The following is a 25,108-nucleotide window of genomic DNA, read 5'->3' as shown; positions in this document are numbered from 1 at the left end:
TATGGACATCATTGTCTATCACAATCCCGACTGCGGCACGTCGCGCAATACGCTGGCGCTGATCCGCCATGCCGGCATCGAGCCGCATGTCATTGAATATCTGAAGACACCGCCGACGCCGGCCATGCTGCTGCAGCTCGCCAGCCGCATCGGCTGGCCACTGCGGAACCTCCTGCGCGAGCGCGGGACGCCGTTCAAGGAACTCGGCCTCGACGACTCGACGCTGGACGACGCGGCGCTGCTGGCCGCTGTGGCGGAGCATCCCATCCTCCTCAACCGACCGATTGTCGTGACGCCCCTCGGGGTCAAATTGTGCCGGCCCTCGGAGACGGTTCTGGACCTTCTGCCGGTCCTGCCGAACGTCGACCTCGACAAGGACGACGGCAGCCCGTTCCTGCGCGACGAGCAGGTGGCCGCGAGCGACCCGCGCCTAGCCAAGGCCCTGCGCGAGGTAGGGCTGCCCACGGACGATCTTCGGTCGTCCGCCGGCCGGTTCTACAGCTACCGGACGCTCAGCGGCACGCTGGTCGGCTATGCCGGCATCGAGATGAGCGGCGAAGACGCACTTCTGCGCTCGCTCCTCGTCGTGCCGGCGGCCCGGGGCGCGGGGATCGGGCGCAACATCGTCCTGCTGCTCATGAGCCGGGCATTCGATGCCGGCGGGCGCAAGGCGTGGGCGCTGACGACCTCCGCCGCCGCGTTCTTCGAACGGCTGGGCTTCGCAGTCGGCCCCAGCGACGCCGCTCCCGAGGGCCTGGCGCAGACGCCGCAATTTGCGTCGCTCTGCCCGAGCACGGCTCCCCTTCTCACCCGCCGCATCCTGCTCTGAGGCACCATGACGACATTCGAGCGCTATCTGACCGTGTGGGTCGGCCTCTGCATCATCGCCGGCGTCGCGCTGGGGCATCTCTTTCCCGGCCTGTTCCAGATCATCGGAACGGCCGAGATCGCCAAGGTCAACTTGCCCGTTGCCGCGCTCATCTGGCTGATGATCGTGCCCATGCTGCTGCGTATCGACTTCTCGGCCCTGGGTCAGGTGGCGCAGCATTGGCGTGGCATCGGCGTCACGCTGTTCGTCAACTGGGCGGTGAAGCCGTTCTCCATGGCCGCTCTCGGCTGGCTGTTCATCGGCTACCTGTTCCGCCCCTATCTGCCGGCGGACCAGATCGACAGCTACATTGCCGGACTGATCATCCTTGCCGCCGCACCCTGCACCGCGATGGTGTTCGTCTGGTCGAACCTCACGAGGGGCGAGCCGCATTTCACCCTGTCGCAGGTGGCGCTGAACGACGCCATCATGGTGTTCGCCTTCGCGCCCATCGTGGGGCTGCTGCTGGGGCTGTCCGCCATCACCGTGCCGTGGGACACGCTGCTGCTGTCGGTGGTGCTCTACATCCTCGTGCCGGTGATACTCGCGCAGGCGGTGCGCCGCAGCCTGTTGGCGCGTGGCGGCGAGGCCGCCCTGCTCCGTCTGCTCGACCGCCTGCAGCCGCTGTCGCTGGTCGCCCTCCTCGCAACGCTGGTGCTGCTGTTCGGGTTTCAGGGCGAGCAGATCCTCCGCCAGCCGCTGGTCATCGGGCTGTTGGCGGTGCCGATCCTTGTTCAGGTCTACTTCAATGCCGGCCTTGCCTATCTGCTCAATCGCCTGTCCGGGGAACAGCACTGCGTCGCGGGGCCATCGGCGCTGATCGGCGCTTCCAACTTCTTCGAACTCGCGGTGGCCGCGGCCATCAGCCTGTTCGGCTTCCAGTCCGGCGCCGCGCTCGCCACGGTGGTCGGCGTGCTGATCGAGGTGCCGGTGATGCTAACGGTGGTCTGGCTCGTGAATCGGTCCAAGGGTTGGTACGAGGGACGTCCCGCCGCCCGCCCGGCGCATCAGGACCCTCGCCCGTCGTGACCATGACGCGCCAGCCCCGCTCGTTCCCGGCTTCTCGTCTGCGGCTGCGTCTTCCCGCCCTTCCCTTCAAGCTGCATAGATCTCGCCATGCCGTCCGATACACCGCCCGATGACGCCTTCCCCGCCCTGGATTCGGCCCATCTCGATCTGCCGGACCACGGGAAGCTGGCTGGGCGCGAGCCCTCGACCCACCCGCCCCGCATCCTGCTGCTGTATGGCTCCCTGCGGGAGCGCTCCTACAGCCGACTGCTGGTGGAAGAGGCGGCGCGGCTGCTGCGAAGAATGGGCGCCGAGCCGCGCATCTTCGATCCACGCGGCTTGCCGATGCCCGACAGCGTGTCGCCGGATCATCCCAAGGTGCAGGAGCTTCGCGCTCTTTCAGCATGGTCCGAGGGCCAGGTGTGGTGCAGCCCGGAGCGGCACGGAACCATCACGGGCGTCTTCAAGAGCCAGATCGATTGGATACCGCTGGAGGTGGCCGGCATCCGCCCCACGCAAGGCCGCACGCTCGCGGTGATGCAGGTCAGCGGCGGCTCCCAGTCGTTCAATGCGGTCAATGCGTTGCGCGTCCTCGGACGCTGGATGCGCATGCTGACCATCCCGAACCAGTCCTCCGTCGCGAAGGCGTTTCAGGAGTTCGACGAGGCGGGCCGCATGAAGTCCTCTCCCTATTACGACCGGGTCGTGGATGTGATGGAGGAACTGGTGAAGTTCACGCTGCTGACCCGCGACCGGACGGAATACTTCACCAGCCGCTACAGCGAGCGGCGCGAGACGGCGCAAAAGGCCGAAAACGAGGCTCGCAGGCTGGCGGAAGCGGCGATGCTCCCTAGCGCCGGACAATCCAATTGAATCTCAAGAAGCTTCGCCTCAGCGGATCGTTTTTTCAGCCCGGCCAGCCCCGCCAACGCAGCGGGCTAGGTCAGTTCATCCATAGTCCGCCGGTGACGTTGATCGCCTGGCCGGTCATGTAGGCGGACTCGTCGGAGGCGAGGAAAGCAACGACGCGGGCAATGTCATCCGGCAGGCCGACGCGGCCGACCGGATGAGATGCTCGCGCTCCTTGGCCGTCGGCAGCCCCTGCTCGCGCGACATGCGGTCGGCATCGTCGCGCATCCGCGTGCCGACGATGGAGCCCGGGCACACTGCGTTGACGTTGACGCCGAGGGGCGCGACTTCGGCGGCCAGCGCCTGGGTGAAGCCGATCACCGCCGCCTTGGAGGCGGAGTACGCCGCATAGCTCGGCTTGCCGATCTTGCCGAACCACGAGGCGAAGGCTCGTCGAGAAGCAGCAGCTCCGGGCTGCCCATCAGCGCGCGGCCGATGGCGACCATCTGCTGCTGGCCACCCGAAAGCCGGCCGGCCGACTGGTGGCGGCGCTCGCCGAGGATCGGGAACAGCCCGTAGACCTGGTCGCGCAGCTCGGCGAAGCTCTTGCCGCGCCCGGCGACATAGCCCGTGATGAGATTCTCCTCGACGGAGAGCTGGAACACCCGCCGCCCCTCCGGGCAGTGCCCTAGCCCGCGCCGCACCACCTGGTGCGGCTTGAGGCCGGTGACCTCCTTGCCCTTGAAGCGGATGGAACCGCGCGTCGCCTTGTTCAGCCTGCTGATGGTGCGCAGCAGCGTCGTCTTGCCGGCGCCGTTCGGGCCGATGATGCAGATGACCTCGCCGGGGAGCACCTCAAGGCTGATGCCATGTAAGACCTTCACCCTCCCGTAGCCGGACTCGATTGCGTCGACCGCGAGCAGCGGCTTCGATGTCCCTGATGGCTCCTGGCTGGCCAAGATATGCCTCCTGCACTTCGATGTTGGTGCGAGTTCGAAGAACACGGTCATCGTCTCGCCCGGGCGGCACGACCGCTCACCCTGCGGCACAGGCACCTGTGCCCGCATGGCGGTGCTGCATGCGCGCGGCGAGCTCGGGATCGGCGAGCGATTCATCCATCGTTCGCTGATCGACACGGAGTTCATCGGCCGCCTGCGCGGCACATGTGCTCGACCCGACCGATCCCTTCCCGGACGGCTATCGGCTCGGCGATACCTGGCCGAGCTATACCGGCGAGCAGCCGATCTGAGGATCCGTCATGCCGCTGATGACCGCATCCGACGGCTGCCGCGTGCATTACGAGGTGCGCGGCCAGGGCGAGCCGGTGGTGCTGATCCCCGGCCTCGGCGGCGACGGACGCTTCTGGGAGCCGGTTGCCGACCGGCTCGAAGGACAATTTCGCCTGCTCCTTGTCGATCACCGGGGCGCCGGCCGGAGCGACCGGCCGGATAGTCCCTACACGATCGAGGCCATCGCCGGGGATGTGCTGGCGATCGTGGACGCGGAAGGCTGTTCGCGCGCGCATCTCGTCGGCCATTCGACGGGCGGCACGGTAGTCCAGACCCTGGCGCCGGACGCGCCGGCGCGGATCGGGAGCGTCGTTGTCTCGGGCAGTTGGCCCTCCCCCGATGCGCGCTTCCGCACGCTGTTCCGAGCGCGTCTGGCACTGCTCGAAGCCGGCCGCGCGGACATCTACCAGGCCTTCACTCATGTGCTCGGCTATGACGCGGACTGGATAGCCGCCCATGAGGAAGAGCTCGAAGCCGCCACCGGCCGGGCGAACGAGACCCTTGCTCCGCTTGCCGTGACGGCGGCCCGCATCCGCATGTTGCTGGCTTACGACCGCGCGGCCGATCTCGGTCGCATCGAAGCGCCGGCCCTGGTCGTGGGCGGTCGTGACGACGCGATGATCCCCTTCGAGCAGTCCGAGCGCATCGCCCGCTCCATACCCGGCGCGAAGCTCGTCGAGCTCGACGGCGGGCATTTCTACCCGCGCACGAGTGCCGACCTGTTCGCGCGGCATGTCGGGGAATTCCTGTGCGGAAAACCTCTCTAGCTTGCCCGATCGTGGCGCAAGCTCAGTCGGCCGTCTCGGTTTCCTCCTGCAAGGCGGCGAGCAGCGACATGAATCGTTCGCCCTGCACCAGCACATGGGCACGAATCCGCTCGGCGGCGCTGACACCATCTCCTGCCAGCAGGGCCTGCAGGATGGCCTCATGCTCGGCGAGCGATGCCGCTATGCGCCGCGGCACCTTCAATTGGAGGCGCCGATAGGGCTGCAACGCCGTCTGTAGCCGTATCGCCTCGGCCCGCAGAACACGGTTTCCTGTCGCCGTGTAAATCGCCGCATGGAAGCGGGCATTGGCCGGGTAATAGGCATCGTCGTCGCCTGCCGCCACGGCCTCGCAACAGGCCGCGTGCGCCTCGTTGATCGCGGCGCGGTCGGCCGCTCCGAGCCGCTGGGCCGCGAGCCGCGCGCAGGAAGCCTCGATCTCCGCCATCAGCTCGAAGGATTCGACGAGTTCGCGCGGGCCGAGCAGCGCGACATAGGCGCCCCGCCGGGGTCGCATGTCGATGAGACCGGAGGCGGACAGCTGGATCAGCGCCTCCCGGATCGGCGTGCGCGACACGCCGAAGCGCTCGGCAAGGCTCGCCTCGTCAAGCCTCTGCCCGGGGCGCAAGCGACCCGAGACGATGTCTTCTTCAAGGGCTTCGCGAAGCCTCGGCGTCTGCTCACCACGCACGGCGTACCTCCGCACGCAGGAAGCCACCTTCCATGCCGCAATGCAAGAGGGCAGTTCTTGTATACTTGATGATTGACTTTAGATGCAGATTCGCCTTCACTCGATACCAAAGCTGCCGTCCTCGTGTACTCCAGGCCACCGCTGCTGCCGGCGGGCCATTGGCGAAGATCGAACGCTGGAACAGCCATGGGATCGAACACCTCCTTCGTAGCGGACCTGCTGACCTCCATCGCGGAGCGCGGTCGCACGCTGCTCGACCGCTCGCATCGGGTAAGCGGGGCGACGCGGGTGGAAACGCTGGCGGAGCGTTGCGAGGCCCTCCTTTCCGGGCGTGGCGAAGCCTCCGGCGTCGCCCTCGCCGCGGACATCCTCGACCGCTACGCGCATATGAAGATCGGCGAGAGCACCGCCTTCTTCGAGGTGCTCGCCGAGAAGTTCGGCCCCGATCCGCGCCGGCTCACGGCTGCGCTCGAAGCCTACGGGCGCAATGGGCTGGCCGCCGCGCCCGACCTGCACCGCGCGAGCGAACCGCGCCGGCAGGAACTCTTCCGCCGCTTCAACCTCGCGCCGGGCGGCACGCTATCCCTGGTGCGCATGCGCGAGCAGCTCATGGACGCGATGGTTCGCCGGCGCGACTTCGCCGAGGTCGACCGCGATTTCGCGCACCTGTTCTCGTCGTGGTTCAACCGGGGGTTCCTGGTGCTGAAGCGCATCGACTGGTCGACGCCGGCCAATGTCCTGGAAAAGATCATCCGCTATGAGGCCGTCCACGCCATCCGCGACTGGGACGACCTGCGCTCGCGCGTCGATTCGCCGGATCGGCGCTGCTACGCCTTCTTCCACCCGGCGCTGGTCGACGAGCCGCTGATCTTCGTCGAGGTCGCGCTGATGAAGGAGACGCCGGGCGCGATCTTCCCGATCCTCGATCCGGCCCGCAAGCTGTTGCAGCCCCGGGAAGCGACCACCGCCGTCTTCTATTCCATCTCCAACTGCCAGAAGGGCCTTGCCGGCGTCTCGTTCGGCAATTTCCTGATCAAGCAGGTGCTTGAGGAGATCTCGCGCGAGCTTCCCTCCCTCTCGACCTTCGTCACGCTTTCGCCCGTGCCCGGCTTCCGCAAATGGCTGGAGGCCGAGCGTCGGGCGGAAAGCAGCGCCGTCCTTTCCGCCGCCGACCGCAAGGTACTGGAGAAGCTCGATGTCCCGGACTGGGCGGAGAAGCCGGAACTGCGCGAGGAGATGGTGGACGTCCTCGCTTCCCTCGGCGCCTATTACCTGCTCGCCGCCCGCACGTCGAAGGGCGGGCCGGTCGATCCGGTGGCCCGCTTCCATCTCGGCAATGGTGCGCGGCTGGAACGCATCAACCCGATGGGCGACCTGTCGGCGAAGGGCATCGCCCAGGCCGCCGGGCTGATGGTGAACTACCGATACGTTCCGGCCGACATCGAGAAGAACCACGAAGCCTTTGCCGGCAAGGGCGAAATCGTCGCCAGCGCGAATGTGCGCAAGCTGGTCAAGGTCGACACCGCGTCGAGCGCCCTCGTTCCCGTCACCTGAAAGCCGCCATGTCCGAGAACCACCTGTTTGCCGCCATCCGCTCCGCCGTCCCCTCGCCCGACAAGCCTCTGGCCATGCTCACGGACGGGGCGAGCGCCACCTATGGCGAGCTTCTGGCCCTCTCCGCCCGGCTCGCCGGTCTCCTTGTCGCGCGGGGCGTGAAGCCGGGCGACCGCGTGGCGGTGCAGGTCGAGAAATCCTGGCCGTGCCTCGCCCTCTATATCGCCTGCGTGCGCGCGGGCGCGGTCTACCTCCCGCTCAACACAGCCTACACGCTGAAGGAGGTGCGCTACTTCCTCGGCGATGCGGAACCCGCGCTGTTCATCTGCCGTCCGGAGATCGAGGCCGAGGCCCGCGCCCTGGCCGGCGAGCTGGGGGTGCCGAGCGTGGAGACGCTGGGCGCCGACGGCACCGGCTCCCTCACCGACGCGGCGGCCGCGTTCCCGCCCGGCTTCGACGATGTGCCGCGCGGATCGGACGATCTCGCCGCCATCCTCTACACTTCCGGCACCACCGGCCGCGCCAAGGGCGCCATGCTGAGCCACGGCAATCTGCTCTCCAATGCCCGGGCGCTGAAGGAGTGCTGGCACTTCAGCGGTGAGGACGTGCTCATTCACGCGCTACCGCTGTTCCACACCCACGGCCTGTTCGTCGCCGTGAACATCGTGCTGCTGAGCGGAGCGTCGATGTTCTTCCGCGCCAAGTTCGACCCGCGCGAGGCGATCGCGCTGATGGACCGTGCGACCTGCCTGATGGGCGTGCCCACCTTCTACACCCGGCTGCTCGACCAGCCCGGCCTGACGCGGGAGGCAACGGCGCATATGCGCCTGTTCATCTCCGGCTCCGCGCCGCTGCTGCCGGAGACCCACCGCGCGTTCCGCGAGCGGACGGGCCATGCCATCCTCGAGCGCTACGGCATGACCGAGACCTGCATGAACACCTCGAATCCCTATGAGGGCGAGCGCGTCGCCGGCACGGTCGGTTTTCCCCTGCCCGGTGTCACCATACGGATCACCGACCCCGCCTCGGGCGCGGAGCTCGCCGCCGGCGAGATCGGCATGGTCGAGGTGAAGGGCCCGAACGTGACCAAGGGCTACTGGCGAATGCCGGAAAAGACGGCCAGCGAGTTCCATGACGGCTTCTTCATCACCGGCGACCTCGGCAAGATCGACGCGCGCGGCTATCTGCACATCGTCGGCCGCGGCAAGGACCTGGTGATCACCGGCGGATTCAACGTCTATCCCAAGGAGATCGAAGGCGAGATCGACACCATCGAGGGCGTGGTGGAAAGCGCCGTCATCGGCGTGCCGCATCCCGATTTCGGCGAGGGCGTCACCGCCGTCGTGGTGCACGAGAAAGACGCGGGGCTGACCGAGGAAACCATCCTTCAGGCGCTGGAAGGCCGGCTGGCGAAGTTCAAGCAGCCCAAGCGGGTGTTCTTCGTCGAGGAGTTGCCGCGCAATACGATGGGCAAGGTGCAGAAGAATGTCCTGCGCGACAGCTACAAGGATATCTACCGCCGGAGCGCCTAGCGTAAGGTCAGCGCCGGACAATTCATAAGGCGGGCGGGACAACCACCCGACAAGAAGACACTGAGGAAACGCCAACAGCCGCCGGAAGGCGGGCGAAAAGGAGGAAAACATGAACGGTACGCAACGGATCGCGCGCGCCCTGACCCTGGGCTGCGCTTTGGCCTTCGCCGGCTCGGCCCTCGGGCAGGACATCACGCTGCGCGCTTCGCATCAGTTCCCGGGCGGCAAGGGCGACCCCCGCGACGAGATGGTGCAGATGATCGCCCGCGACGTCGAAGCGGCGAATGTCGGCCTCAAGATCCAGGTGTTCCCGGGCTCGTCGCTGTTCAAGGCGAACGAGCAGTGGGGCGCGATCACCAAGGGCCAGCTCGACCTCTCTTCGTTCCCGCTCGACTACGCCTCGGGCCGCGTGCCGCAATTCTCCGTCACGCTGATGCCCGGCCTCGTGCGCAATTTCGAGCGCGCCGAGCGCCTGAACGACTCTCCCTTCATGAAGGACATCAAGGCCATCATCGAGAAGAACGGCGCCATCGTCATCGCCGATGCGTGGCTCTCGGGCGCCTTCGCCTCCAAGAAGGGCTGCATCACCGGCCCCGACAGCATCAAGGGACAGGTCACGCGCGCGGCGGGTCCGGCCTTCGAGCAGATGCTGGCAGCCGCCGGCGCCTCCATCGCTTCCATGCCGTCGTCGGAAATCTATTCGGGCATGCAGACGGGCGTGCTCGACGCCACCAACACGTCCTCGGAGAGCTTCGTCTCCTACCGCCTCTATGAGCAGGTGAAGTGCCTCACGGCGCCGGGCGCGAACGCGCTGTGGTTCATGTACGAGCCGGTGCTGATGTCGAAGCAGTCCTTCGACAAGCTCAACGAGGCGCAGCAGAAGGCCATCCTCGCGGCGGGCAAGAAGGCGCAGGACTGGTTCTCCAAGGAAGTCCGCAAGGGCGACCAGAAGCTGATCGACACCTACAAGAAGGCCAACGTCGAGGTGGTGGAGATGTCCGCCGCCGATTACGACGCCTGGCTCAAGGTGGCGCAGGAAAGCTCCTACAAGAACTTCGCCGAGAAGGTGAAGGGCGGCGACGAGCTGATCAAGAAGGCCTTGTCCGTCCAGTGACGCCCCTCGCTCCGCGACTCCCGTCCCGGGAGTCGCGGAGCGTCGCGCCTACGATCTGGGGCGGCGCCACGGCGTCGCCGTCGCGCAGCCTTCCCTCCGACAAGTGAAAGCTCTTCATGATCAACCAGTTCCTGCGAGCGGTCGATCTCGTCTCTAAAGTCGCCGCCCTGATTGCCGGGCTGCTGCTCATCGCGGCGATGCTGGTGATCTGCGAGATGATCTTCCTGCGCTACGTCTTCCGCGCGCCGACGATCTGGCAGACGGATTTCGTCGTCTTCTCGGCCACGGCCGCCATGTTCCTGGGCGCGCCCTACGTGCTGAAGACGCGCGGCCATGTCGGGGTGGACGTGATCGAACTCGCGTTGCCGCCCGGCCCCAGGCGCCTCATCGGGCTCGTCGGCGCCGTCCTCGGCCTGCTCTTCGCGGTCCTGATGACGATCGCAAGCGCGATCTTCTTCCATGAGGCCTATGTGAACGAATGGCGCACCTCGACGGTGGCCGCCATCACCTTGTGGATTCCGCTGCTGCCGCTGCCGGTCAGCTTCGCGTTCCTGTCGCTCCAGTACGTCGCCGAACTGATCCGCCGCCTCCGCGGTCCGTATGAAGCCGAAGGTCACGCGTGATGAGCCTCTCCCCCACGTCCTCCGGCCTGCTGGTCATCGGCCTGCTCTTCGTCCTGCTGGCCACCGGCATGCCCATTGCCTTCGCCCTCGGCCTCACGGCGATCGGCGGACTTCTCATGGCCAACGGCATCGGCGTGTTCGAGGTGCTGGCCGAGACCATGTTCGCGGGCATCGCCAACCTCGCCTATGTGTCGATCCCCATGTTCGTGCTCATGGGCGCGGCGGTCGCCGCCACGCCGGCCGGGCGCGACCTCTATGAGGCGCTCGACCGCTGGCTGAACCGCGTCCCCGGCGGGCTGGTGATCTCCAATCTCGGTGCCTGCGCCATCTTCGCCGGCATGACCGGATCGAGCCCGGCGACCTGCGCCGCCATCGGCAAGATGGGCATTCCCGAGATGCTCAAGCGCGGATATCCGGCCACGGTCGCCACCGGCTCGATCTGCGCCGGCGGGACACTCGGCATCCTCATCCCGCCATCGGTGACGATGATCGTCTACGGCATCGCCACCGAGACCTCGATCGGCCGCCTGTTCCTGGCGGGCGTCATGCCCGGCCTCATGCTCACGGCGATGTTCATGGCCTGGGCGCTCTACGACTGCCGCCGGAAGAACTTCGATTTCGGCACGCGCAGCAACCGCTTCACCTTCGGCCAGAAGCTCGCGGCGCTACCGAAGGTCACGCCGTTCCTCATTATCATCCTCGGCACGCTCTACGTGCTCTATGGCGGCGTCGCGACGCCCTCGGAGGCGGCCGGCGCGGGTGCCTTCCTCACGCTCGGCGTGGTCATCGTGATGTACCGGCTGTTCCAGCCGAAGCCGATCTTCGAGATCTTCTCGTCCACGCTGCGCGAAAGCGTCATGATCATGATGATCATGGCGTCGGCCGAGCTCTTTGCCTTCGCCCTCTCCTCGCTCTTCATCACCCAGACCGTCGCGGGAGTCATCGCCGGCCTTGACGTGAACCGCTGGGTGCTGATGGCGCTGATCAACCTGTTCCTGCTGGTCGCCGGCATGTTCCTGCCGCCGGTCGCCATCATCGTGATGTCGGCGCCGCTGCTCTATCCGATCATCGTCTCCTCGGGCTTCGACCCCTACTGGTTCGCGGTGATCCTGACGATCAACATGGAGATCGGCCTCATCACCCCGCCGGTGGGGCTCAACCTGTTTGTGGTGAAGGCCATCGCACCGCAGGTGCCGGCCCAGCAGGTGTTAAGCGGATCGCTGCCCTATGTGCTGCTTATGCTGCTCGGCATCGTCATACTGAGCATCTTTCCGGGCATCGCCACCTGGCTGCCCACCTACGTCATGGGCCCGCTGTAAAGCGGGCCCGGACGTCTCGGTCATCGCAGATCGATAAAGCGAAATTATTAGCCGCCTAAGCGCAGGGAGTGCTCCAACCCCTGCACCCGCGCCTTCTCCACCACCCGGGCCTGGAGCGCCTCGTCCAACGTCACGGCGGTGAAGCGCACGGGCTGGTGCGGCTGCAACTGCCCGATCAGGTCCATATCGGCCGCGATCACCGTGCCGATCATGAAATATCCGCCGCCCGACACCGCGTCGCGGTGCAGCACGATCGGCTCGGTACCGCCCGGCACCTGGATCGAGCCGTAGGGATAGCAGCTGTCGACGATGTTGGAGGGGTCGGAGCCTGCGCCGAAGGGTTGCTCCCGCGGCACGAAATCGAGCTTCTTGCCGCCGCGGAAGCGGTAGCCGATGCGGTCGGCTTCCGGCGCCACCTTCCACGTGTCTTCGAAGAAGCCGGCCTGCGCATCCTCGGTGACGCGGTGCCAGTAAAGGCCCGGCACGACGCGGATCTCGACGCCGCTCGCCTGCACGGGGCGGCGGCCTTCCGGCGGCAGCGTGGCGCCTTCGCGCCAGGCTCCCGACGGCGTGCCGAGCGGCACCACGTCGCCCGCCTTCAAGGCCCGGCCCTCGAAGCCGCCCAGCGCGCCGAGCGCATAGGTCGAGCGCGAGCCGAGCACTTCGGGCACGTCGATGCCGCCGGCGATGGCGATATAGGCGCGCGCGCCGCTCTTGAGGAAGGCGAAGGACAGCACCTGCCCGGCCTTGACCGCGAAGGCGGTCCACAGCGGCTGCTCGACCCCGTCGAGCTTCGGCGGCAATTCGGCGCCGGTAACCGCGACCAGCGCGTCCGATGTAAAGCGCAGCTCCGGCCCGAGGAACACCGCCTCCAGCCCCGCCGCGCCATCCTCATTGCCGACAAGCCTGTTGGCGGCGATCAGCGCGAAACGGTCCATGGCGCCCGAGAGCGGCAGGCCGAGATGGTAATAGCCCGGCCGGCCGAGGTCCTGCACGGTGGTGGCGAGGCCGGGCTTGACGACCTCGATGGAGCGGTCAGCCATTGAGGGCCTCCAGCAGCTTGGCGTTGGTGCCGGCGGGATCGGCGGTGAAGGCGTCGAGCGAGAACGGCACGGACACGATCTTCGGCTCGAAGCGCCCTTCATCGATCGCCGCGACGTCGGCGTCGTACTCGGCGCGCTCGACCGAGCGGAACTTGATGATGTCGCCGGGGCGAAAGATCATCAGCTCCTTGAGATAGCTGATCTTTCCGCTGGGATCGTAGATCGGCATGGGGGTGACGCCGAACATCTGGTAGCCGCCGGCGCCGCGTACCGAATAGATGCAGCCGAAGCAGCCGCCATGGCCGACCGTGAGGCGCGGCGTGTCGGTGCGCGGGCGCAGATATTTCGGCACCTCGATCTGCTTGGCGCGCTCCACCAACTGGTAGGTGAAGGGCAGCCCGGCGACGAAGCCGACCATGGAGACGAACCAGGGCGAGGCCGCATGGGCGGCGATGAAGCTCTGAACGTCCGGATAGTCGTTCACCCGCGCCGCATATTCGAGATCGGTGGAGGTCGGGTCCTGATGCCGCTCGCGAAAGCGCATCAGCGTCTCGCGTGTCCACGGGTCGTCATAGAGCACCGGAATCTCGATGATGCGGGTCTCGATAGTCTTGTCCGCCTTCTCGGCCGCTGCCTCGAACCCCTTCAGCTCCGTCATGAGGTCCTGCGGCGCGATCACGTCCGGGTCGAACTTGATCTGGAACGAGGCGTTGGCCGGGCAGATCTCGGTGATGCCGGCGATGCCGCTCTCGCGTACCGCATTGGTCATGGAGAGGCTCTTGAAGAAGGCCTCCAGCGACATCTCCTCGTCGACCTCGACGAAGATGTGCTCGTCGCCGCCGAATGAATAGCGCGTTTGCATCGCCGGGCGATCCTCAGGCTGGGGTGGGAGCGGGTGAAGCGGGGGCAGCGAGAGGCACGGCCAGCGGCGCGGCGGCCAGCCACTCCTCCAGCCAGCGCGTGTGCACCCTGCCTGCCCGGACCGCCGGGTCGGCGGCGAGAGCGCGGTGCAGCGGCGCGGTGGTCGGCAGACCCTCGACGACGAGCTCGCCGAGGGCGCGGTCGAGGCGTGTGATGGCCGCGGCGCGGCTCTCGTCATGGGCGATCAGCTTGCCGAGCAGCGAATCGTAGAAGGGCGGCACCGTATAGCCGGCATAGAGCAGCGTATCGAAGCGCACGCCGAAGCCGCCGGGCAAAGCGAGCCCCGTCACCGTGCCGGGAGCGGGGCGGAAATCGGCGGCCGGGTCCTCGGCGCAGATGCGCGCCTCGATGGCATGGCCCTTCAGTGCGATGTCCCCTTGGGCGAGCGGCAGCGGCTCGCCCATGGCGATGCTGATCATCGTCCGCACAAGGTCGATGCCCGTCACCATCTCGGTAACCGGATGCTCCACCTGGATGCGCGTGTTCATCTCGATGAAGAAGAACTCGCCGGTCTCGTCATCGAACAGATATTCCAGCGTGCCGGCGCCGCGATAGCCGACCCGTTCGGCGAGCCGCACCGCCGAGTCGCACAGCGCCACCCGCTGTTCCGAGGTGAGGCAGGCGGCGGGCGCCTCCTCCCACACCTTCTGGCGGCGGCGCTGCAGCGAGCATTCGCGCTCGAAGAGATGGACGGCGCGCTTCCCGTCGCCGAGCACCTGCACCTCGATGTGCCGGGCGCGGCCGATGAAGCGTTCCAGATAGAGCCCGCCATCGCCAAAGGCGGCGCGCGCCTCGCCGCTCGCCTGGGGGAATAGCGTTGCAAGCTCGGCCTCGTGGCGGGCGACGCGGATGCCGCGCCCTCCCCCGCCCGCCGCGGCCTTGATCATCACCGGATAGCCGATGCGCGCCGCCTCGGCCTTTGCCGTGTCGAGATCGGCGACGACGCCCTCGGTGCCGGGGACGGTCGGCACGCCGGCGGCCTGCGCCTCCTGCCGGGCGCGCGCCTTGTCGCCCATCTGGCGGATGGTCTCGGGCCTCGGCCCGATGAAGACGAGGCCGGCCTCCTCCACCATCTGGGCGAAATCGGCATTCTCGGAGAGGAAGCCGTAGCCGGGATGCACCGCGTCGCAGCCGCTCTCCAGCGCCGCGCGCACCACCGCCTCCTTGTTGAGATAGGACTTGGTGGCATGGGCCGGGCCCACGGGCGCCACCGCGTCGGCGAGCCTAGCCGCCAGCATGTCGCCATCGGCGGCGCTCACCGCCTGCACGGTGTGCAGGCCCAGCTCGCGGGCGGCGCGGATCACCCGCACGGCGATCTCGCCCCGATTGGCGATGAAAATCGTCGAGACGGCCATGGTCAGCCGAGGTCGTAGAGCGGCTGGCCAGCCATCACCGCGTCCTCGTTCTCCACATGGAAGGCTATGAGCGTGCCGGCCTCCTCGGCGACGACCGGCGTGAAGGACTTCATCACCTCGATCAGGCCGACCGTGTCGCCCACCGCCACCGCGTCTCCCTCCAGCTTGAAGGGCGGCTCACCCGGAGCCGAAGCCCGGTAGAAGGTGCCCGGCAGCGGTGCCTGTATCGTCTTCGCCATCGCGTCTTGTCCATCAAAGCTGCGGTTTGTCGCTGCGGGGAGAGTTGCAAAAGAGATACCCGGCGAGAAATAGCATTAAAGAATTCGAGACATCAGAAAATCAGATAGCATCGGGACAGGCGACCGCAGAGCCGCCATTTCCGAGGGTCCGAATGTCCGTTTCGCTGAAGCAGATCCGCTATTTCGTCGCCGCCGCCGAGACGGGGCGCATCAGCCAGGCCGCGGTGGAGCTCAACGTCTCGCAATCGGCGGTGACTGCCGCCATCCAGCAGCTCGAGGCGCTCGTCGGCTCGCGCCTGCTCGACCGCACGCCGACCGGCGTAGCGGTGACGCTGGAGGGCAGTCGCTTTCTCTCGCAAGGCCGGCAGATCCTTGCTGCGGTAGCGGAAGCGGTGCGCGACGCCCACCATTCCAACGCGCCGATCGCCGGCACGGTGCGGATCGGCGTCACCTACACGGTGGCGGGCTATTTCCTGCCGCGCCACCAGATGCGTTTCCAGGCGAGCTTTCCCGGCGTAACGGTCGAGCTGTTCGAAGCACCGCGCTCGGTGGTGGAACAGGCGCTGGTGGATGGCGCGCTGGACGTCGCGGTGCTCCTCGTCTCCAATCTGCAAGACAGCGGCAATCTCGCCAGCGAGTTGCTGCTCCGCTCGGCTCGTCGGCTGTGGCTCGCCCCCGACCACCCGCTGACCCGGCCCGAGCGCGTGACGCTCGCCGACGTGGCGCGCCACCCCTATGTGATGCTCACCGTCGATGAGGCGCGGCACACCTCCATGCGCTACTGGTCGACCTATGCGCTGAAGCCCCGCGTCATCTTCCGTACCTCCTCGGTGGAGGCGGTCCGCTCCATGGTCGCGGGCGGCATGGGCGTCACCATCCTGTCGGACCTCGTCTACCGGCCATGGTCGCTGGAGGGCCAGCGCATCGAGCAGCGGGAGCTGGAGGACGAGGTGCCGAGCATGGATGTCGGCCTCGCCTGGCGCCGCGACGCGCGCTTCACGCCGGCCATGTCGGCCTTCCGCGACTTCCTGCGCTTCGCCGTCGCCGGCTATGGCGCGGCCCGCCCGGCAGGTGCGCGGCGGCGGTCGGGAGAGGACATCGAAATTTAAGATATCGGCATCCGCTTAATACGATTTGACGATGGCCGTCGGGCTTCGCCACGCTTCCGCCAAGTCAGGCGAAGGGTACGGAGAAGGGCATGGGCGTCGTCATCAATTGCGACATGGGCGAGGGATACGGCCTCTATAGCTGCGGCGACGATGCCGGCATCATGCCGCATATCCAGATCGGCAATGTCGCCTGCGGCTTCCATGCCGCCGACCCGGTGGTGATGAGCAAGACCGTGCGGCTTGCGGCCGAGCATGGGGTGGCGGTCGGCGCCCACCCTTCCTTCCCGGACCTGCAGGGCTTCGGCCGGCGCGACATGGCGATGGGACGCGAGGAGCTCTCGGCCTGCGTGCTATACCAGATCGGGGCCCTCAAGGGCTTCCTCGACGCCGCCGGCATGAAGCTCAACCATGTGAAGCCGCACGGCGCCCTCTACGGCGCTGCGATGCGGCGCGAGGAGGTGGCGCACGCCGTCGCCGACGCCGCGCAGGTATATGGCGTGCCGGTGGTCGGCATGGCCGGCACCCTGCATGAGAAGGTCTACCGTGCCCGCGGCCTCACCTTCATCTCGGAATACTATGTCGATCTCGATTACGACGCCTCGGGCGCGCTGATCATCACCCGCGAGCACGAGGCGCGCGATCCCGCCGAGGCGGCGCGCCGCGCCGTGCGCATGCTCACCGAAGGCAAGGCCGTCACCATCGACGGCCGCGACTTCGACATGAAGGCCGAGACGATCTGCATCCATTCCGACACGCCGAATGCGGCGGAGTTGGCTCGTGTCCTGAAGGAAGCGGTGCGCCCCTGGCTCGCCTGAGCGACCGGCGCCTTGACGGCGCGGACCGCGAGGCCTGCCATAGGGGGCGTTCCGTCTGCGAACGTAGCATGATCCCGCGGTGACGCCGGCGTCCCGGCCGCCCGCGGGCTGCCGTCCTTGGATCGGAGGAACGCGACATGCGTGCCGGATATTCGACCAATCAGGTGGCGCCGGCGCTGCGGCGCCAGCTCTGGCAGGACGCCGTCTCGAAGACCTACTTTCCGCTCGACCTGCGCTTCGGCTCGGGCAGCGAGTTCTCCGGCAGCCTCGGCGCCTGGTCGCTCGGCCCGGTCGCGGTGTCGCGCAACGTATCGGACGGCCTCGTCTATCGCCGCCACGAGCGCCACCTCGTCACGGAGCGCGAGGAGAGCTACCTCATCACCGTGCCCGAGCTCGCCGAGGTCCGCTTCGAGCAGGACGGGCGCGAGGTGTGCTGCCGACCCGGCGCCTTCCTCATCGAGCGCAGCCACCTGCCCTACGAGTTCAGCCATCGCGACCCGGCCGCGCTCTGGGTGCTGAAGGTTCCGGCGGCGGTGCTGCGCACCCGCATCGTCCGGCCGGAGCGCCTCGCCACGCTGCAATTCGACGCCAGCCGCTCGGTCGGCGCCATCTTCGTCGACATGCTGCGGCTCACCGGCGCGCGCATCGACGAGATGGACGAGCCGGCCCGCGCGCTGATGGGCAAGCAGCTTGTCGACCTGCTCGCCATGGCGATCGAGGCGGACGAGCGCGTGCTGGCCGGCCATTCCTCCAGCGTGCGCAACGCCCATCTGCACCGCTGCGAGCACTTCATCCGCTCGCGGCTCGGCGACGTCCGGCTCTCGCCGCAGATGGTGGCGGAGGGCTGCGGCATTTCGGTGCGCTACCTGCACCAGATCTTCGAGGGCGAGAACATCACGGTGGGCGCGTATATACGCAATCAGAGGCTTCTCGCGTGCGAAGCGATGCTGCGCGATCCGAATTGCCGCAAATCGATCTCCGAAATCGCTTATGAATGGGGCTTCGGCGACCAGGCGCAGTTCAGCCGCAACTACCGTACGCGTTTCGGCTGCACGCCGAGCGAGACGCGCGCCGATTCCCGCTCTCCCGCGAGCTGATCGCGGGAGCCCTTCCGCCCTGCCCCAAGGTTCCGAGCATGCCCACCAATTCGCTGCACAGTCTTGACGTCGCCCACCACATCCATCCCGTGACCAATCTGCGTCGCCACGAGCGGCTGGGGCCGATCGTCATCGACCGCGGCGAAGGCATCTATGTCTATGACGACGAGGGCCGCGAATATATCGAGGCGATGGCCGGGCTGTGGAGCGTCGGCGTCGGCTTCGGCGAGCCGCGCCTCGTCGAGGCGGCGGCCAAGCAGCTCGCCAAGCTGCCCTACTACCATGTGTTCTCGCACAAGGCGCACGCGCCTTCGACGCTGCTCGCCGCCAAGCTGACCGAGCTCGCCCCGGCCGGCCTCAGCCATGTGTTCTTCACCAATTCCGGCGCCGAGGCGAACGACTCCGTCATCAAGTTCGTCTGGTACTACAACAACGCGCTGGGCCGGACGGAGAAGAAGAAGTTCATCTCCCGCGAGGGCGCCTATCACGGCATCACCATCGCCGCGGCCAGCCTCACGGGCCTTGCCGGCAACCAGAAGGGCTTCGACCTTCCCCTGCCCTTCGCCCGCCACGCCACGCGCCCGCACCATTACCGCAACGCGCTGCCGGGCGAGAGCGAGGAGGCCTTCGCCGACCGCCTCGCCAAGGAGATCGAGGACCTGATCCTCGCCGAGGGACCCGAGACCGTCGCCGCCTTCATCGGCGAGCCGGTGATGGGCGCCGGCGGCGTGATCGTGCCGCCCAAGGGCTACTGGCCGAAGGTGCAGGCGGTCTGCCGCAAGTACGACGTGCTGGTCATCGCCGACGAGGTGATCAACGGCTTCGGCCGGCTCGGCACCATGTTCGGCTGCGAGGCGCTCGGCATCGAGCCGGACATCCTCGTCTGCTCCAAGCAGATCACCTCGTCCTATCAGCCGCTCGCCGCGATCCTGATGAAGGATTCCATCTACCAGCCGATCGCCGACCAGTCGGAAAAGCTCGGCATGCTCGGCCATGGCTACACCACCGGCGCCCATCCGGTGGCGACCGCCGTGGCGCTGGAGAACCTTGCCATCATCGAGGAGCGCGGCCTCGTCGCCCGCGCCGCCGCGATGGGCGAATACATGCGCGCCGGGCTCGCCCGCTTCGCCGACCATCCGCTGGTGGGCGAGGTGCGTGGCATGGGCCTCATCGCCGCCCTCGAGCTGGTGGCGGACAAGGAGACCAAGGCGCGCTTCGAACCTGTCGGCAAGGTCGGCCTGAAGCTGTTCGACCGCGCCCATGATCATGGCCTGATCGTCCGCGCCATCGGCGATTCCATCGCCTTCTGCCCGCCGATGATCATCACCGAGGCGGAGATCGACGAGATGCTGCGCCGCTTCGCGCTGACGCTCGACGACGTGACCGACTGGGTGAATGCCGGCATGCCGGACGCCTAAGGCCTGCCCTCGCGGCTTCGCCGGCTTCCCTTGGGCCGGCGGAGCTGCTGACCATTTTCCGAGCATTTGCCGAGCGAGCCCAGAAATCAGGCGAGAGTGCTCTCAGATGCAAATCTTCCTGCACGGAGCGTCAAGAGCCGCGGGACAAAAGGACGTTTAATCCTCCCTCGACACTTCCGAAATCGCGTCCACCGCCAGGCAGCCGGCGGCCGGGGTCCTTCCGGCCGACCCTTGCCCATGCGCGTGGGCCGGCCGGAACGGGCTAGGACAGGGAAGCGCTGCCGTGCAGAATCTCCGCGTAGCCGTCGATGTGGGCGGCACCTTCACCGACATCTGCATCATGGACGAGGCGAGCGGCCTCATCCGTATCGAGAAGACGTCGTCCACCCGTGATCCGATCGACGGGATCCTGAGCGGCGTCGAGAAGGCCGGCGTCGACCTCTCCAAGGTAGCGCTGTTCTCCCACGGCACCACCGTCGCCACCAATGCGCTGATCACCCGCCGCCTGCCGCGTGCCGCGGTGGTCTCCACCAAGGGCTTCCGCGACGTGATCGAGATCCGCCGCGCCAACAAGGAAGACCTGTGGGACGTCTACAAGGACGTGGTGCCGCCCTATGTGCCGCGCCGCGACCGGCTCACCGTCCCCGAGCGCGTCGACGCGGCCGGGCGCATCGTCGAGCCGCTCGACGAGGCCGCCGCCCGCGACGTCGCCCGCATCCTCAGAAAGCGCGGCGTCGCCGCCATCGCCGTGTGCTTCATGAACGCCTATCTCAACGGCGCCAATGAGCGGCGCATGCGCGAGATACTGAAGGAGGAGATGCCGGACATCCCGGTGTCGATCTCCTCGCAGGTATTGCCGGAAATCTTCGAGCACGAGCGCTTCTCCACCACGGTGGCGAACGCCGTGGTCAGCCCGGTCGTGGTCGACTACACGACGCGGCTCGGCGACCGGCTGGCCGAGGGCGGCTACGAGCGCGACCTGCTCCTCCTGCACACCGGCGGCGGGGTGATGACGCCGGCGAGCGTCAAGGACTTCGCCGCCCGCCTCGCCGGCTCGGGCATCGCCGCGGGCGCCATCGCCAGCCGCTACATCGCCGGCCTGTGCGGCTTCCCGAATTCCATCGGCCTCGACATGGGCGGCACCTCCACCGACGTGTCGCTCGCCTATGAGGGCCAGTCGCGCGTCACCAAGGACTGGTACATCGAGTTCGGCTACCCGATCCGCTTCGCCTCCATCGAGGTGCTGACCATCGGCGCCGGCGGCGGCTCGCTCGCCTGGACGGACGCGGCTGGATCCCTGCGCAATGGCCCGCAATCGGCCGGGGCCTATCCGGGACCGGCCTGCTACGGCAACGGCAACACCCAGCCGACCAACACCGACGCCAACATCACGCTCGGCCGGCTCGGCACCTCGCTAGCCGGCGGCAAGGTGACGCTCGATCCCGAGCTCGCCTACAGCGCGGTGGAGGAAGGCGTTGCCAAGCCGTTCGGGCTCGGCCTGCACGAGGCGGCCGATGCCATCGTCAGGGTGGCCAACGCCAACATGTCCGACGCGGTGCGGCTGATCTCCATCTCGCGCGGCTACGATCCGCGCGACTTCGCCCTCGTCGCCTTCGGCGGCGCTGGGGCGCTGCACGGCGTCGACGTCGCCCGCGAACTGTCCATCCCGGTAGTGATCGTGCCGCCGAACCCCGGTGTCACCTCGGCGCTCGGCTGCCTCTTGGTCGACATGCAGCACGACTTCTCCCAGAGCTGCATGGTCGGCGCCGACGAGGCCGATCCCGCCGAGATCGAAGCGCTTTTCGCCGAGCTCGAGAGGGAGGCGCTTGCCCGCCTCACCCATGAGGGCGTCGCCGAGGGCGACATCGTGCTCCAGCGCTCCATCGACATGATGTATCGCGGCCAGTGGCGCTCGCTCGCGGTCAACGCGCCGCGCCCGATCGAAGTGATCGCCGATCTCGTCGACAGCTTCCACGCCGAGCATCAGCGCGAATACAATTTCCGCCGCGACGACGCGCCGGTGAGTTTCTTCCGCCTCAATCTCAAGGCGATCGGCGTGGTGCCCAAGGCCGAGTTCGCGGTGCACGCGCCGACCGGTACCATCCCCGAACCCGCCTCGCGCCGGCGCGTCTGGTTCGATGGCGAGGGGCTCGACACCCCGGTCTACAGCCGCGACGACCTGCCCTGCGGTTTCGTCTTCGAGGGACCGGCCATCGTCGAGCAGCTCGATTCCACCACCGTCGTGCCGCCCGGCGCCAGCGCCGAGGTCGACCGCTTCCTCAACATCATCATCCGCGTGAAGGGCTGAGAGCGATGGCCGAGCTCGACCCCGTGACCTTCGAGGTCCTGAAGAACTCCTTCATCACCAGCGTCGACCAGATGGGCGAGCAGATCCTGCGGACCTGCTACTCCTTCGTCATCTACAACCACGACTTCTCCAGCGCCCTGCACGATGCCGAAGGCGAATGCGCGGCGCAGGGCAATGCGGATATCGCGGTCCACGTCGGCACGCTGCACTTCACCTGCAAGGAGGTGATGCGCCACTTCGCCGGCGACATGCACGAGGGCGACGTCTACGCCATCAACGACCCCTATGCCGGCGGCACGCATTTCTCTGACGTGCGGCTGATCCGGCCGATCTTCTCCGAGGGCAAGATCATCGCCTTCGCCCAGTCAAATGGGCACTGGTCGGATGTCGGCGGCTCGGTGCCGGGCTCCTTCGACGTCTCGGCGAAGGAGATGTTCAAGGAGGGTCTGCGCATCACGCCGGTCCGGCTGTTCGACAAGGGCCGCTTCTGCAAGGACGTCGCCCATCTCATCGCGTCGAACACCCGCGATCCCGCCTCGATCATCGGCGACATCCAGGCCCAGGCACAGGCGACCGCGGTATGCGAGCGCGAGATACTGCGCCTCGTCGGCAAATATGGCCACGAGACCGTGGAGACCGGCCTTTCCGCCGTGCAGGACTATGTCGAGCGCTCAGCCCGCGCGCGTATCGCCGCGCTGCCCGACGGCGAGTGGGAAACGGTCGACTTCATCGACCGCGACCCGGCCGGCGGGGAAGGCATGATCCCGATCCGCATCAAGCTCACCATCAAGGGCGACAAGGCGATCTACGACTTCTCCGGCTCTCATCCGGTAATCGGCTCGATCTACAATTCCGCCTTCGGCACCACCTTCTCGGCGGTGGCCGCGGGGATGAAGACCTTCTTCCCCGATCTGCCGCTCAATTCCGGCTTCTACCGCTGCTTCGAGATCATCAAGCCGGAAGGCTCCATCGTCGACGCCCAATGGCCGGTCGCGGTGACCGGCTTCCTGATGCCGTTCGAGAAGATCATGAACGCCATCTACGAGATGTGGTCGAAGCTGATGCCCGAGCGGGCGCTCGCCTGCGCCTTCAACCTCGAATATCTGCTCACCGGCGGCCGCGACGCCCGCACCCCCGACAAGCCGATCTTCATGTTCTACGACTGGCTGCCCGGCGGCTGGGGAGGGCGCAACGGCCGCGACGGCGCCAATGTCACCACCGCCTGCTTCGGCACCGGCATGATGGCGCAGCCGGTCGAGGGGCAAGAGCGCGCCAATCCCATCCTCACCACCGAATGCGAGATCCTGCAGGACAGCCCCGGCCCCGGCCGGTGGCGCGGCGGCGCCGGCGTGGTGAAGACCTCGGTGATGCTCCAGGCCGAGAAGACGGTCATCTCCTACATCTGCGACCGCGAACGCGCGGTGGTGTGGGGTATCGAGGGCGGCCTGCCCTCCATGCCGCACGGCCTCACCCTTATGCGCGCCGGGGCGAACGAGGAGGAGCGGCTCGGCTCGATCTTCTCCGACGTGCCGATAAACGAGGGCGACATCTTCTCCCGCCCGACCGCCGGCGGCGGCGGCTTCGGCGACCCGCTGGAGCGCGATCCCGCTCTGGTGCTGGAGGACGTGAAGGACGACTACGTCTCGGTTGCCCGCGCCGCCAAGGACTACGGCGTCGTCATCGAGACCATCGACGCCGAGCTCTGCGACTACGCGATCGACGAAGCCGCCACCGCGGCGCTGCGGGACGTCATCCGCGCCCGGCGCGTCGGTGACGCCCGCATCGATCCGGTGCTCGTCGCCGCGCGCTACCGGGCGGGCGAGATCGACGCCCTCGACGCCATCCGCCAGCACGCGGTGATCCTCGACTGGGGCACCGGCGAACTCCTGCCGGAGTCCACCCGCCAGTTCCGGGAGGTGTTCGAACGCCGCTCGATCGCCAATTGGGCCGGCTGACCGCCGGCCATCTCTTCGCCGCCCGCGCGGCATCAGGCAGTGCCTTCGGAAGAGGACGCCGGGTCCGCCCCCGCCCTCCCGCCAAAAAGCCAACCAGAGGAATAAGAACCATGTCTACCCGCACCGCATCGATGGGTACGAGTCCCCTCTCCCGCTGTAAGCGCCGCGCGCTCACCGGCGCCGCCCTCATCGCCTTCGCCGCCGCCTCGCTCTCCCCCGCGGCGGCGCAGGAGAAGTGGTTCCCGATGAAGATCTATGACTCTTCCTCGGGCACGCCGAAGCCGGCCGAATACACGCCGCTCGCCAAGGCCCAGAAGCCCTACAATATCTGCGTGCTGTTCCCGCACATGAAGGACAGCTTTTGGGTCGCGGTCGCCTATGGCGTCGTCAAGCAGGCCGAAGCCTCGAACGTGAACATGAACCTCTACGAGGCCGGCGGTTACGAGAACCTGCCCAAGCAGCTCTCGCAGTTCGACGATTGCATGGCAGCCAAGGCCGACGCCATCATCGTCGGCACCATCTCCGGCGCCGGCCTGATGAAGAAGTTCGAGGAGGCCAAGGCCAAGGGCATCCCGGTGGTCGGCGTCACCAATCCGCTGCCGCCCAACGCACTGCCAGCCGCCAACTATGTCGACTTCACCGCCATGGGCGAGGTCACCGGCGAGGGCCTGCTGGCGCAGTCGAAGCCCGACGAGGAGCTCAACATCGTCACTTTCCCCGGCCCGGCGGGCTCGGGCTGGGCGGAAGCCTTCAACGAGGGCTTCAAGAAGGCGGTCGCCAAGAATCCGAAGGCCAAGATCCTCGGTGAGAAGTTCGGCGATTCCGGCGTCGCCGTGCAGCTCCAGCTGATCCAGGACGCGCTGCAGGCCTATCCGTCGATGAACGTGATCTGGGGCAGCGCGCCGACCGCCGAAGCCGCCATCGGCGCCGTCGCCGAGGCCGGCCGCTCAGACATCAAGGTAATCTCCTCCTACGAAAACCAGGCGATGCTCGACGCGCTCAACCGCGGCGACATCCTCGCCTTCGCCACCCAGTACCCGGTCGGCGAGGGTGCCATCGCCATCGACCAGGCGGTACGGTTGATCGAGAAGAAGCCGGTGACCGCCCTCGTGCAGCCCATCGCCGCCGTGATCGACAAGACCACCGTGCCGAAGGTGCAGATGGACCTCGTGCTCGCCCCGGCGAGCTGGAGCCCAGTCTACTCCGTCAAGGCGAAGTAGCACCCCCACGGGCCCGG

23 protein-coding genes and 2 pseudogenes are annotated in these 25,108 nt (G+C 67.4%); 17 read left to right on the top strand and 8 right to left on the bottom strand.

Annotated features, from left to right (window positions below; translation table 11 throughout):
• Position 1: 1 nt before the first annotated feature.
• From arsC to arsH, 3 genes are all read left to right on the top strand, one after another.
• On the top strand, positions 2 to 829 hold the full coding sequence (arsC, locus tag SNOV_RS22895; protein ID WP_013166399.1) for an arsenate reductase (glutaredoxin): 828 nt from the start codon (positions 2 to 4) through the stop codon (positions 827 to 829).
• A gap of 6 nt (positions 830 to 835) precedes the next feature.
• Positions 836 to 1,897 carry an ACR3 family arsenite efflux transporter gene (arsB, locus tag SNOV_RS07925; protein ID WP_013166398.1) on the top strand — a complete coding sequence of 354 codons (1,062 nt, stop codon included), beginning with the start codon at positions 836 to 838 and terminating at the stop codon, positions 1,895 to 1,897.
• 87 nt (positions 1,898 to 1,984) lie between these two features.
• On the top strand, positions 1,985 to 2,749 hold the full coding sequence (gene arsH, locus SNOV_RS07920) for an arsenical resistance protein ArsH (RefSeq protein WP_013166397.1): 765 nt from the start codon (positions 1,985 to 1,987) through the stop codon (positions 2,747 to 2,749).
• Between the two features lie 70 nt (positions 2,750 to 2,819).
• On the opposite strand, the pseudogene SNOV_RS24215 reads toward arsH, so the two are convergent.
• The 3 genes and pseudogenes from SNOV_RS24215 to SNOV_RS07910 form a co-directional block, all read right to left on the bottom strand.
• A pseudogene (locus tag SNOV_RS24215) lies at positions 2,820 to 2,900 on the bottom strand (SDR family NAD(P)-dependent oxidoreductase); the annotation flags it as partial.
• Entirely contained in the window at positions 2,864 to 3,151 is a 288-nt protein-coding gene (locus SNOV_RS07915; RefSeq protein WP_244412968.1) for an SDR family NAD(P)-dependent oxidoreductase, read from the bottom strand. The gene SNOV_RS07915 and the pseudogene SNOV_RS24215, both read right to left, overlap by 37 nt.
• The gene (locus tag SNOV_RS07910; protein ID WP_244412902.1) at positions 3,103 to 3,684 is read right to left on the bottom strand and encodes an ABC transporter ATP-binding protein; all 582 of its coding nucleotides are present in this window, start codon (positions 3,682 to 3,684) and stop codon (positions 3,103 to 3,105) included. Before SNOV_RS07910 ends, SNOV_RS07915 begins: the two co-directional genes overlap by 49 nt.
• Before the next feature lie 40 nt (positions 3,685 to 3,724).
• Between SNOV_RS07910 and SNOV_RS22885 the strand changes: the two are divergent.
• Positions 3,725 to 3,974 (top strand): annotated as a pseudogene (locus tag SNOV_RS22885) (proline racemase family protein); the annotation flags it as partial.
• Positions 3,975 to 3,983: 9 nt separating this feature from the next.
• Positions 3,984 to 4,781, top strand: a complete 798-nt coding sequence (locus SNOV_RS07905; RefSeq protein ID WP_013166396.1) for an alpha/beta fold hydrolase — start codon at positions 3,984 to 3,986, stop codon at positions 4,779 to 4,781.
• 22 nt (positions 4,782 to 4,803) lie between these two features.
• Here SNOV_RS07905 and SNOV_RS07900 read toward each other — a convergent pair whose 3' ends face one another.
• The gene (locus SNOV_RS07900) at positions 4,804 to 5,469 is read right to left on the bottom strand and encodes a GntR family transcriptional regulator (protein ID WP_013166395.1); all 666 of its coding nucleotides are present in this window, start codon (positions 5,467 to 5,469) and stop codon (positions 4,804 to 4,806) included.
• A gap of 186 nt (positions 5,470 to 5,655) precedes the next feature.
• On the opposite strand from SNOV_RS07900, the gene SNOV_RS07895 reads away from it, so the two are divergent.
• From SNOV_RS07895 to SNOV_RS07875, 5 genes are all read left to right on the top strand, one after another.
• Positions 5,656 to 7,023 (top strand): malonyl-CoA decarboxylase, encoded by a 1,368-nt coding sequence (locus tag SNOV_RS07895; RefSeq protein ID WP_013166394.1) that lies wholly within the window; start codon positions 5,656 to 5,658, stop codon positions 7,021 to 7,023.
• Positions 7,024 to 7,031: 8 nt separating this feature from the next.
• Positions 7,032 to 8,555: a malonate--CoA ligase gene (locus SNOV_RS07890; RefSeq protein ID WP_013166393.1), complete on the top strand. Its 1,524-nt coding sequence runs from the start codon at positions 7,032 to 7,034 to the stop codon at positions 8,553 to 8,555.
• A 109-nt stretch (positions 8,556 to 8,664) separates the two neighbouring features.
• Entirely contained in the window at positions 8,665 to 9,669 is a 1,005-nt protein-coding gene (locus tag SNOV_RS07885) for a TRAP transporter substrate-binding protein (RefSeq protein ID WP_013166392.1), read from the top strand.
• A 116-nt stretch (positions 9,670 to 9,785) separates the two neighbouring features.
• A complete protein-coding gene (locus SNOV_RS07880; RefSeq protein WP_013166391.1) occupies positions 9,786 to 10,292 on the top strand; it encodes a TRAP transporter small permease subunit in 507 nt (168 codons plus the stop codon).
• Positions 10,292 to 11,611, top strand: a complete 1,320-nt coding sequence (locus SNOV_RS07875) for a TRAP transporter large permease (protein ID WP_013166390.1) — start codon at positions 10,292 to 10,294, stop codon at positions 11,609 to 11,611. Before SNOV_RS07880 ends, SNOV_RS07875 begins: the two co-directional genes overlap by 1 nt.
• Positions 11,612 to 11,658: 47 nt before the next feature.
• Here SNOV_RS07875 and SNOV_RS07870 read toward each other — a convergent pair whose 3' ends face one another.
• The 4 genes from SNOV_RS07870 to SNOV_RS07855 are packed head-to-tail and all read right to left on the bottom strand — an operon-like array spanning position 11,659 to position 15,169.
• Positions 11,659 to 12,654, bottom strand: a complete 996-nt coding sequence (locus tag SNOV_RS07870) for a 5-oxoprolinase subunit C family protein (RefSeq protein ID WP_013166389.1) — start codon at positions 12,652 to 12,654, stop codon at positions 11,659 to 11,661.
• On the bottom strand, positions 12,647 to 13,516 hold the full coding sequence (locus tag SNOV_RS07865) for a 5-oxoprolinase subunit B family protein (RefSeq protein WP_013166388.1): 870 nt from the start codon (positions 13,514 to 13,516) through the stop codon (positions 12,647 to 12,649). The genes SNOV_RS07870 and SNOV_RS07865 overlap by 8 nt, the downstream gene beginning before the upstream one ends.
• A gap of 13 nt (positions 13,517 to 13,529) precedes the next feature.
• Positions 13,530 to 14,930 carry an acetyl-CoA carboxylase biotin carboxylase subunit gene (locus SNOV_RS07860; protein ID WP_013166387.1) on the bottom strand — a complete coding sequence of 467 codons (1,401 nt, stop codon included), beginning with the start codon at positions 14,928 to 14,930 and terminating at the stop codon, positions 13,530 to 13,532.
• Positions 14,931 to 14,932: 2 nt separating this feature from the next.
• Positions 14,933 to 15,169, bottom strand: coding sequence for an acetyl-CoA carboxylase (locus SNOV_RS07855; protein WP_013166386.1), 237 nt, complete (start codon positions 15,167 to 15,169; stop codon positions 14,933 to 14,935).
• 152 nt (positions 15,170 to 15,321) lie between these two features.
• Between SNOV_RS07855 and SNOV_RS07850 the strand changes: the two genes are divergently transcribed.
• From SNOV_RS07850 to torT, 7 genes are all read left to right on the top strand, one after another.
• Positions 15,322 to 16,278, top strand: a complete 957-nt coding sequence (locus SNOV_RS07850; RefSeq protein WP_013166385.1) for a LysR family transcriptional regulator — start codon at positions 15,322 to 15,324, stop codon at positions 16,276 to 16,278.
• An 89-nt stretch (positions 16,279 to 16,367) separates the two neighbouring features.
• Entirely contained in the window at positions 16,368 to 17,093 is a 726-nt protein-coding gene (locus tag SNOV_RS07845; RefSeq protein ID WP_013166384.1) for a LamB/YcsF family protein, read from the top strand.
• A gap of 137 nt (positions 17,094 to 17,230) precedes the next feature.
• Positions 17,231 to 18,190: an AraC family transcriptional regulator gene (locus SNOV_RS07840; protein ID WP_013166383.1), complete on the top strand. Its 960-nt coding sequence runs from the start codon at positions 17,231 to 17,233 to the stop codon at positions 18,188 to 18,190.
• Positions 18,191 to 18,228: 38 nt separating this feature from the next.
• The gene (locus tag SNOV_RS07835; RefSeq protein ID WP_013166382.1) at positions 18,229 to 19,608 is read left to right on the top strand and encodes an aspartate aminotransferase family protein; all 1,380 of its coding nucleotides are present in this window, start codon (positions 18,229 to 18,231) and stop codon (positions 19,606 to 19,608) included.
• 283 nt (positions 19,609 to 19,891) lie between these two features.
• Complete coding sequence (locus SNOV_RS07830; protein ID WP_013166381.1) at positions 19,892 to 21,916, top strand: hydantoinase/oxoprolinase family protein; 2,025 nt, start codon at positions 19,892 to 19,894, stop codon at positions 21,914 to 21,916.
• 5 nt (positions 21,917 to 21,921) lie between these two features.
• Positions 21,922 to 23,871: a hydantoinase B/oxoprolinase family protein gene (locus SNOV_RS07825; RefSeq protein ID WP_013166380.1), complete on the top strand. Its 1,950-nt coding sequence runs from the start codon at positions 21,922 to 21,924 to the stop codon at positions 23,869 to 23,871.
• A gap of 110 nt (positions 23,872 to 23,981) precedes the next feature.
• Positions 23,982 to 25,091, top strand: a complete 1,110-nt coding sequence (gene torT, locus SNOV_RS07820; protein WP_013166379.1) for a TMAO reductase system periplasmic protein TorT — start codon at positions 23,982 to 23,984, stop codon at positions 25,089 to 25,091.
• Positions 25,092 to 25,108 lie beyond the last annotated feature (17 nt).

This window comes from Ancylobacter novellus DSM 506 (assembly GCF_000092925.1).
Taxonomy (GTDB): Bacteria; Pseudomonadota; Alphaproteobacteria; order Rhizobiales; family Xanthobacteraceae; genus Ancylobacter; species Ancylobacter novellus.
This window is presented reverse-complemented; position numbering and strand designations above follow the sequence as displayed.